The 10180-nt window shown below is 68.8% G+C and carries 4 protein-coding genes; 2 read left to right on the top strand and 2 right to left on the bottom strand.

The features are described from left to right. Nucleotides 1-224: 224 nt before the first annotated feature. The gene (locus U9R90_RS32280; RefSeq protein ID WP_411060589.1) at nt 225-5153 is read right to left on the bottom strand and encodes an NAD-glutamate dehydrogenase; all 4929 of its coding nucleotides are present in this window, start codon (nt 5151-5153) and stop codon (nt 225-227) included. A 414-nt stretch (nt 5154-5567) separates the two neighbouring features. Between U9R90_RS32280 and U9R90_RS32275 the strand changes: the two genes are divergently transcribed. Together U9R90_RS32275 and U9R90_RS32270 are read left to right on the top strand one after the other, a co-directional pair. Further along, nucleotides 5568-6134, top strand: a complete 567-nt coding sequence (locus tag U9R90_RS32275; protein WP_411060587.1) for a DJ-1/PfpI family protein — start codon at nt 5568-5570, stop codon at nt 6132-6134. Nucleotides 6135-6455: 321 nt separating this feature from the next. Continuing rightward, nucleotides 6456-7016, top strand: a complete 561-nt coding sequence (locus U9R90_RS32270; RefSeq protein ID WP_411060585.1) for an Rv3235 family protein — start codon at nt 6456-6458, stop codon at nt 7014-7016. A 139-nt stretch (nt 7017-7155) separates the two neighbouring features. On the opposite strand, the gene secA is transcribed toward U9R90_RS32270, so the two are convergent. Then, a complete protein-coding gene (gene secA / locus U9R90_RS32265; protein WP_411060583.1) occupies nt 7156-9978 on the bottom strand; it encodes a preprotein translocase subunit SecA in 2823 nt (940 codons plus the stop codon). Nucleotides 9979-10180 lie beyond the last annotated feature (202 nt).

The raw sequence follows: 10180 nt of genomic DNA, 5'->3' as shown, positions 1-10180 counted from the left end.
GCGGGGGCGGGGCGGGTGCGGGCACCCGGACAGCGGTGGCGGGCACGCTGGAACCACGGGCGGCCCCGGGAAGCGTGGTCGTCGGGTGACTCATTCGGACCACTTTATCCTGCATATCCGATTTTTCGCGCATGGCACGTGTGTGCTCCCGCGAGAAGCACCCACACGCGAGGTGCCCCGGTCGGCAAGCCGACCGGGGCACCCTTCAACGTGCTCGCCGCACGTCAGCCGTGCGTACGCAGCAGCGTCCGCATGGTCCGCATCGCCACCGACAGGTTCGCCAGGTCGAAGGCGTCCGAGCCCCGGATCTCGTCCAGCGTCGTCTTCGCGCGCGAGAGGATCGCGGCGTTCCGCTCCTCCCACGCCTTGAAGCGCTGCTCCGGCGTGGCCGAGCCGTCGCCCGCCGCCAGCACATCCGAGGCGAGCGCCGCGTGCGCCGCGTACAGGTCCTCTCGGATCGCCGCGCGCGCCATCGACTGCCAGCGGTCGCTCCGCGGCAGCGCGCTGATGCGGTCCATCAGCTGGGTGATCTGCAGCCGGTCGGCGAGGTCGTAGTAGACCTCGGCGACGACCATCGGGTCCTTGTCCAGCCGCTCGCCGATCAGCACGACGTCCAGGGCCGGGAAGGCCGACGAGAACCCGGCGACCTGCTGTGCCAGCTCGTCCGGCACCCCGGCGTCCGCCAGTTCGTCCCGGATCTGCTGGTACCACTCCAGGTCGGCGCCGCGCAGCAGGTTCGGCAGCTTGGTCCAGACCTGGCTGACGCCCGCGCTGAAGAAGCCGATGGTCTCGGCCAGGTCCAGCGGCTGCGGCCGGTTGTTGAGCAGCCAGCGGGTGCCGCGCTCCACCAGACGGCGCGAGTGCAGCCTGATCCGGGTCTGCACCTCGGCCGAGACGATGTTGTCCAGGCTCTCGACCGCGTCCCACACCCCGCTGAGGCCGAAGATCTCGCGGGCCGCGGTGTGCGCCCGTACGACCTCTTCGAGCGAGGCGCCGGTCTCTTCCCGCATCCGGTGCAGGAAGCTCGTACCACCCGCGTTCACGGTGTCGTTGACCAGCACCGTGGTGACGATCTGGCGGCGCAGCGCGTGGGCGTTGATCTGGTCGAGGTAGCGCTCGCGCAGCTGCGTCGGGAAGTACGTGTGCAGCAGGCCCTGCAGATACGGGTCGTCCGGCAGCCCGGTGGCGAAGAGCTCCTCGGCAACGGTGATCTTCGTGTACGCGAGCAGGACCGCGGTCTCCGGCTGGGTCAGCCCGCGGCCGTTGTTCAGCCGCTCCCGGATCTGCCGCTCGGTGGGCAGGAACTCCAGGGCCCGGTCCAGGTGGCCGTCGCGCACCAGGCGGCGCATGAAGCGCTGCTGGGCGTGGAGCATGCTGGCGGACTGGGCGCCGGCCAGCGCGAGGGCGGTGTTCTGCCCGTAGTTGTTGCGCAGCACCAGGGAGCCGACCTCGTCGGTCATCTCGGCGAGCAGCTTGTTGCGCTGCTTGACGGTCATGTCGCCGTCGGCCACCACCGCGTTGAGCAGGATCTTGATGTTCACCTCGTGGTCGGAGGTGTCCACACCGGCGCTGTTGTCGATCGCGTCGTTGTTGACCCGGCCGCCGCCGCGCGCGAACTCGATCCGGCCGAGCTGGGTCAGGCCCAGGTTGCCGCCCTCGCCGACGACCTTGACCCTCAGCTCGGAGCCGTCGACCCGGATCGCGTCGTTCGCCTTGTCACCGACGTCCGCGTCGGTCTCGGTGCTCGCCTTCACATACGTACCGATGCCGCCGTTCCACAGCAGGTCGACCGGCGCCTGCAGGACCGCCTTCATCAGCTCGGCGGGCGTCATCTTGACGACCGAGGCATCGATGCCGAGCGCGTCGCGGATGGCCTGGTTGAGCGAGATCGACTTGGCGCTGCGCGGGAAGATGCCGCCGCCCGCGGAGAGCAGGTCCTTGTCGTACTCGGCCCAGCTGGAGCGCGGCAGCTCGAAGAGGCGGCGCCGCTCGGCGTACGAGGTCGCCGCGTCCGGGTTCGGGTCGATGAAGATGTGCCGGTGGTCGAAGGCGGCGACCAGGCGGATGTGCTCGCTGAGCAGCATGCCGTTGCCGAAGACGTCACCGGACATGTCGCCGACGCCGACGACGGTGAGGTCCTGGGTCTGGGTGTCGTGGCCCAGCTCGCGGAAGTGCCGCTTGACGGACTCCCAGGCACCGCGGGCGGTGATGCCCATGCCCTTGTGGTCGTAGCCCGCCGAGCCGCCGGAGGCGAAGGCGTCGCCCAGCCAGAAGTTGTAGCTGCCGGCCACGTCGTTGGCGATGTCCGAGAACGTCGCGGTGCCCTTGTCGGCGGCGACCACCAGGTAGGTGTCGTCCTGGTCGTGGCGTACCACGTCGGCGGGCGGCACGACCTCGCCCGCCACCAGGTTGTCGGTGATGTCGAGCAGCGCCGAGATGAAGGTGCGGTAGCTGGCGATGCCCTCGTCCAGCCAGGCGTCGCGGTCCTTGGCCGGGTCGGGCAGCTGCTTGGCGACGAAGCCGCCCTTGGCGCCGACCGGCACGATGACGGTGTTCTTGACCTCCTGCGCCTTGACCAGGCCGAGGATCTCCGTACGGAAGTCCTCACGACGGTCGGACCAGCGCAGGCCACCGCGCGCGACCTTGCCGAAGCGCAGGTGGACACCCTCGACGCGCGGCGAGTACACCCAGATCTCGAACGCGGGCCGGGGGGCCGGCAGATCGGGAATGGCCTGCGGATCGAACTTCATGGAGACGTACGAGTGCGGCCTGCCGCCCTCCCCCTCCTGGAAGAAGTTGGTCCGCAGAGTCGCCTTGATGACCGTGAGGAACGACCTCAGAATCCGGTCCTCGTCCAGCGAGGCGACCTCGTCGAGCGCGCCCCCCAGCTCTTCGAGCAGTCCGTCGATCAGCTCGGTGCCCGCGCGCTGGCGGTCCGGCGACATCCGGGCCTCGAAGAGGTGGACCAGGAGCCGGGTGGTGTGGACGTTGGTGCGGAGGGTTTCCTCCATGTAGGACTGGCTGAAGGTCGAACCGGCCTGGCGCAGGTACTTGGCGTACGCCCGCAGCACCATCGCCTGCCGCCAGCCGAGACCGGCGCGCAGCACCAGGGCGTTGAAGCCGTCGTTCTCGGCCTGCCCGGTCCAGACGGCGCCGAAGGCCTCCTGGAAACGCTCCCGGGCGTCGCCCGCGAGGTGCTCGCCGTTCGTCTCGGGCATGCGCAGCCCGAAGTCGTAGATCCACGCGGGTTCGCGGTCGGTGGTCCGCAGCTCGTACGGACGCTCGTCGACGACCTCGCAGCCCAGGCGCTGCAGCACCGGCAGCACGGCGGACAGCGAGACCTGGGTCCCCAGGCGGTAGATCTTGAAGCGGCGCTCGCCGGGTCCGGCGCCCACCGGCTCGTACAGCGAGAGCGCGAAGTCCTGCTCGCCCTCGCTCAGCTGCTCCAGGTGGACCAGGTCGGCGACGGCACTGCGCGGGGTGTGGTCGGCCTTGTAGCCCTCGGGGAAGGCCCCGGAGTACCGGCGCAGCAGCTCGGCGGCGCGCTCCTCGCCCAGCTCGGCGTTGAGCGCCTCGGCGAAGCCGTCGGCCCAGGAGCGGGAGGCCTCGACCAGACGGGCCTCGATGCGCTCGGTGTCACTGACGGTCAGCGCGGGCAGCTCGGTACCCGGCGGGACCCGGACGACGAAGTGCAGCCGGGACAGGATCGACTCGGTGTTCCAGGCGGTGAAGTCGACGTTGCTGCCGCCGAGCTCCTCCTTGAGGATGTCGATCAGCCGCAGCCGTACGCCGGTGGTGTAGCGGTCGCGGGGCAGGTAGATCAGGGCCGAGTAGTAGCGCCCGTACTCGTCCTTGCGCAGGTACAGCCGCAGCCGACGGCGCTCCTGGAGATACAGGACGCTCGTCACCGTCGTACGCAGCTCGTCCACCGGCGTCTGGAAGAGCTCGTCGCGCGGGTAGGTCTCCAGAATCTGGAGCAGGTCACGCCCGTCGTGGCTGTTGGGCGAGAACCCGGCCGTCTTCAGAACTTCGGCGACCTTGCGCCGAATGACGGGCACCCGACGCACCGACTCGGTGTAGGCGGCCGACGAGAACAGCCCGAGAAAGCGTCGCTCACCAACCACATTCCCCTTGGCGTCGAACTTCTTCACGCCGACGTAGTCGAGGTAGCTGGGGCGGTGCACGGTGGCCCGGCTGTTCGCCTTGGTCAGCACCAGGAGCTTGTGCTCACGGGCCTTGGCCCGGGCGTCGGCGGGCAGCCGGTTGAAGGACGGGCTGACCGGGTGGCCGTGCGGGTCCTCGTGGCTGTGCTGCGGGTCGGAGCGCAGGATGCCGAGGCCGGTGCCGGGGACGGCGCCGAGCGAGTCGTCCTCGTTGAGGTGGTACTCGCGGAAACCCAGGAAGGTGAAGTGGTCGTCGGCGAGCCAGCGCAGCAGCTCGCGGGCCTCCTCGACCTCACGGTCACGCAGATCGTCGGCGGTGGGCTCGCCGGGCAGGTCGTCGGCGATGCGCAGCGCGGCCTCGCGCATCTTGCCCCAGTCCTCGACGGCCTCGCGTACGTCGGACAGCACCCGCTGCAGATCGGCGGTGATCTGCTTGAGGTCGGCGCGGTCGGTCTCGCGGTCGATCTCCACATGGATCCAGGACTCGACCAGCGTGTCGTGGCCGTCGACCTGGGAGCCGTCGGGCAGAACCTCGATGAGCTTCCCCGTGACATCACGCCGCACGAAGACCTGCGGATGGATCACTACATGGATGCCGCGGCCCTGCCGGGACAGCTCGTTGGTGACCGAGTCGACCAGGAACGGCATGTCATCCGTGACCACCTCGACGACGGAGTGGCTACAGGTCCACCCGTTCTCCTCCACCGTCGGGGTGTGCACCCGCACGCTCGCCGTGCCCTGCGGGCGGCTTTCGGCCAGTCGGTAGTGCGAAAGCGCCGCTCCGAAGACATCGACCGGGTCACGGTCGGTCAGATCCTCGGGGGCGGTGTGCAGGTAGTAGCGCTGGAGGTAGGTGAGGACAGTGTCCTGGTCCGGACGCTCCCCGTCTTTGGCCCCCGTCGGAAGTTGCCCCCCGACCGGGCTGTTCTCAGCAACCCGGGCAGCCCGTGCGAGCAGCTCGGCCTTGGCTTCGTCCAGCTTGGTCTGCATGTCCTCTGGCTCCTGTCGCGCGCCGTTGCGTGACGTAGAAGTAAGTGGCGTAACGCCGCGACGCGGGGTATCCGGTCAGCTTCGACGGTACGCCGGGATGAGATATGGCCACACGGACTGTCGTTTCGGACAGCCGGCTCTGCCAAAAAGAATCAGCGCAGGCCCGGGCACGGTGGTGCGCCGGGCTCAGGCGGCCGGGGGCTGCGCTGCCCCCGCGACGTATTGCGCTGATCACGGGTCCAGGCTATCGCCCCACCCCGGGGGACCGTCATGAGCCATCTGCGTACAAAAACAACGCTCAAACTTTGACACTACGTCCAAAGACGGCAGCCGCCACCTCTTGGCAAACCACGGCTCCGGAGGCACGTTGGCCAGAAGGGCCCTGGACCGTACCCACCGAGGGAGCGACCAGCCATGGCAGCGAAGATCCTCATCGTCACCGGTGACGCAGCGGAATCACTGGAGGTCATGTACCCCTACCAGCGGCTACGTGAGGAGGGCTACGACGTCCACATCGCCGCCCCCGCCCGCAAGAAGCTGCAGTTCGTGATCCACGACTTCGAGCCCGGCTTCGACACGTACACCGAGAAGCCCGGCTACACCTGGCCAGCTGACCTGGCCTTCTCCGAGGTCGACCCGGGCCAGTACGTCGCCCTGGTGATCCCCGGCGGCCGGGCCCCGGAGTACCTCCGCAACGACCCCGAGCTCCGCAAGATCCTCAAGGCGTTCTTCGACGCCGACAAGCCGATCGCCCAGATCTGCCACGGCCCACTCCTGACCGCGGCCATCGGCAGCCTCAGCGGCCGCCGCGTCACGGCCTACCCCGCCCTGGAACTCGACATGCAGGCCGCAGGCGCCACCTTCCAGGACACCGAAGCCGTAGTAGACGGCACCCTGGTCTCCGCCCGAGCCTGGCCCGACCACTCCAGCTGGATGCGCGAATTCCTCACAATCCTCCGAGCGAAGGCCCCGACGACGTAGGGAAGTGTCCGGCGGACCATGCCTGCGACGCGCCGCCAACGCGAGGAGACACGACAGGGGCGCACCCCACCCGCAGACGCGACGCTCACGTAACGAGACACGACGGGGGCGCAAGCCCCCACCCACCCGCAGACGCGACACCCACGTAACGAGACACGACGGGGGCGCAAGCCCCCACCCACCCGCAGACGCGACACCCACGTAACGAGACACGACGGGGGCGCGGGCACCCGCCCACCCGCAGACGCGACGCTCACGTGACGAGACACGACCGGGCGTGAGCCCCACCGGCCCGCAGGCGCGATGCCGACGTGAGGGGACGTGGCGGGGGGTGCGCGCGGACCGCCCAACGCCCACCCCACCACCGGGCACTCCGCCCCTACCGGACCACCTCGCGCGGCGGGAGCACGTGCCCCCCGACGCGGCCCCGCCCCACAACGAAACAACAGCGCGCACCGCGCACAGAACCGCGCACAGCACCACGCAAGGGTCAGCACACCCCGGAGGCCGCCGCGTCTCGNCCTGCGCCAGCACCGCCGCCCACCCCTCACCGCACTGTTCACCGAGCGCCTGCTGGCCGTGCTCAGCGGCCAGCGCCCGGTGCACTCGATGCTCCGGCACACCGCGGGACAGGCCTACGACGACCTCGCCCGACTGGCCGAGCACACCCCACTGCACGCCACCGGCCAGCGCCAGCGCGCCGTCATCCGCGACATCGGCCACTACGTCCCACGCGCGGGCGCGATCGAGGTCTTCGCGCGCATCAGCACCGGCGGCCACCTGCACGCCATGGCCTTCCGCCTGGAACAGGCTCCCGACCTACGCTGGCGCTGCACGGCGGTGGAACTGGGCGGCAGGGGCCCCTCCGACCAGGAGCCCTGACAGCCGCCAGAGGCGCCCCGACAGCCACGACCAAGCCCCCGGAACAACACAGCCGGGGCCCGGCAAAACGCCAGGCCCCGGCCACACACGACGTACGACGCACGCCCACTATGCGCACGCCCACGCCCACGTCCAAGAACTACTTCTTACGCCGACGCCCCTTCTGCGCCTTACGACGCTCAGCACGCGTCATCCCATCCGCAGACGACCGCACCGGCTCATCGTCCTCCTGCGCGAAGTCACCCTCGACGACGCCGCCCTCACCATCGACCGTCGGCGCCGAGAAGTGCAGCCGGTCGGGCCGCTGCGGAGCGTCCAGACCCTTGGCCCGGATCTCCGGGCGCGCACCCGCAGGCACGGCGTCCTGGACGCCGCCCTTGTCCAGCGAGGTCTTCTCCGCCACGTCCTGCACCGGAACCTCCTCGACCTGCTGCTCGACCTGGACCTCCAGGTTGAACAGGTAGCCGACGGACTCCTCCTTGATGCCGTCCATCATGGCGATGAACATGTCGTAGCCCTCGCGCTGGTACTCGACCAGCGGGTCCTTCTGGGCCATGGCCCGCAGGCCGATGCCCTCCTGGAGGTAGTCCATCTCGTAGAGGTGCTCGCGCCACTTGCGGTCCAGGACGGACAGCACGACGCGGCGCTCCAGCTCACGCATGATGTCCGAGCCGAGCTGCTCCTCACGCGCGTCGTACTGCGCGTGGATGTCGTCCTTGATGGAGTCGGAGATGAACTCGGCGGTCAGACCCGCACGGTCCCCGGCGGCTTCCTCGAGCTCCTCGACGGTGACCTTCACCGGGTAGAGCTGCTTGAAGGCGCCCCACAGCCGGTCCAGGTCCCACTCCTCGGCGAAGCCCTCGGCGGACTCCGCCTGGATGTACGCGTCGATCGTGTCGTCCATGAAGTGCCGGATCTGCTCGTGCAGGTCCTCGCCCTTCAGGACGCGTCGGCGCTCGCCGTAGATGACCTCACGCTGGCGGTTGAGGACCTCGTCGTACTTCAGGACGTTCTTACGCGTCTCGAAGTTCTGCTGCTCGACCTGCGACTGGGCCGAGGCGATCGCCCGGGTCACCATCTTGTTCTCGATCGGCACATCGTCGGGGACGTTGGCCATCGCCATCACCCGCTCGACCATCTGCGCCTTGAACAGACGCATCAGGTCGTCGCCGAGCGACAGGTAGAAGCGGGACTCGCCCGGGTCGCCCTGACGGCCGGAACGGCCACGCAGCTGGTTGTCGATACGCCGCGACTCGTGCCGCTCGGTGCCCAGCACGTACAGGCCGCCGAGGTCGGTGACCTCCTCGTGCTCGGCCCGTACGGCCCCCTCGGCCTTCTCCAGGGCGGCGGGCAGCGCCTCCGCCCACTCCTCGAGGTGCTCCTCGGGGTCGAGGCCGCGCTGGCGCAGCTCGGCCTCGGCGAGGTCGTCGGGGTTGCCGCCCAGCTTGATGTCCGTGCCTCGTCCGGCCATGTTCGTGGCGACCGTGACGGCGCCCTTGCGGCCGGCCTGGGCGACGATCGTCGCCTCCCGGTCGTGCTGCTTGGCGTTGAGCACCTCGTGCGGGACACCGCGCTTGGAGAGCTGCTGGGAGAGGTACTCGGACTTCTCGACCGAGGTGGTGCCGACCAGGATCGGCTGACCGTGCTCGTGCTTCTCGGCGATGTCGTCGACGACCGCGTCGAACTTCGCCTTCTCGGTGCGGTAGATCAGGTCCGCCTGGTCCATCCGGATCATGGGCTTGTTCGTCGGGATCGGGACGACGCCAAGCTTGTAGATCTGCTGGAACTCGGCGGCCTCGGTCATGGCCGTACCGGTCATACCGGAGAGCTTGTTGTAGAGGCGGAAGAAGTTCTGCAGGGTGATCGTGGCGAGCGTCTGGTTCTCGTCCTTGATGTCCACCCCTTCCTTCGCCTCGATCGCCTGGTGCATGCCCTCGTTGTAGCGGCGGCCGGCGAGGATACGGCCGGTGTGCTCGTCGACGATCATGACTTCGCCGTCGATGACGACGTAGTCCTTGTCCTTCTTGAACAGTTCCTTGGCCTTGATGGCGTTGTTCAGGTAGCCGACCAGCGGGGTGTTCACCGACTCGTAGAGGTTGTCGATGCCCAGCCAGTCCTCGACCTTGCCGACCCCGGACTCGTGGATGGCGACGGTGCGCTTCTTCTCGTCGACCTCGTAGTCGCCGGTCTCCTCGATGCCCTTGAGGTGGTTGCCCGGCTCGCCCTTGGTCAGCCGGGTGACCAGCTTGGCGAAGTCGCCGTACCACTTGGTGGCCTGGTCGGCCGGGCCGGAGATGATCAGCGGCGTACGAGCCTCGTCGACGAGGATGGAGTCGGCCTCGTCGACCACGGCGAAGTTGTGGCCGCGCTGGACGAGCTCGTCCTGGGACCACGCCATGTTGTCGCGCAGGTAGTCGAAGCCGAACTCGTTGTTCGTGCCGTAGGTGATGTCGCAGCCGTACTGCTCGCGGCGCTGGGCCGGGGTCATCGCGGAGACGATGCAGCCGACCTCGAGGCCCAGGAACTTGTGTACCCGGCCCATCATCTCGGAGTCACGCTGGGCGAGGTAGTCGTTGGTGGTAATGACATGCACGCCGTCACCCGACAGACCGTTGAGATACGCGGGCAGCGTACTGACGAGGGTCTTGCCCTCACCGGTCTTCATCTCGGCCACATGGCCGAGGTGCAGGGCGGCGCCGCCCATGATCTGGACCCGGTAGTGACGCTGGCCGAGCACGCGCTTGGCGGCCTCACGCACGGTGGCGAAGGCCTCGGGGAGCAGGTCGTCGAGGCTCTCGCCGTCGGCGTACCGCTCCTTGTACTCCTCGGTGAGGGCGCGCAACTCGGCGTCGGAGAGGCCGGCGAAGTCCTCTTCGATGGAGTCGACCTGGTCCGCGATGCGGTGCAGTTTGCGCAGGATCTTTCCTTCGCCTGCACGCATGAGCTTGTTGAAGACGGACACGAGGGCTGATCTCCTTGCCGGTCGGGCTGACGCGGTCGGGTTCTTCTGAGCAACGGCCATCGTATGCGAGGACGCACCCGGGCCGGGAGGGCCGTCGCGGCGTTGGCCGTCTGCCACCTTCCCGGAGAACGATCCGAGCGGCCGTGAGGTGCCCGCACCGACACGAAAATCTCTGGATTCCCGCCCGCGGGCCGCCCAGAAT

Origin of the sequence: Streptomyces sp. E11-3 (genome assembly GCF_046540415.1) — a bacterium.
Lineage (GTDB): Bacteria > Actinomycetota > Actinomycetes > Streptomycetales > Streptomycetaceae > Streptomyces.
This window is presented reverse-complemented; position numbering and strand designations above follow the sequence as displayed.

Coding starts and splice junctions, on each gene's coding strand:
- U9R90_RS32275 (WP_411060587.1), top strand. CDS start 5,568: ATGGCAGCGAAGATCCTCATCGTCACCGGTGACGCAGCGGAATCACTG.
- U9R90_RS32280 (WP_411060589.1), bottom strand. CDS start 5,153: ATGCAGACCAAGCTGGACGAAGCCAAGGCCGAGCTGCTCGCACGGGCT.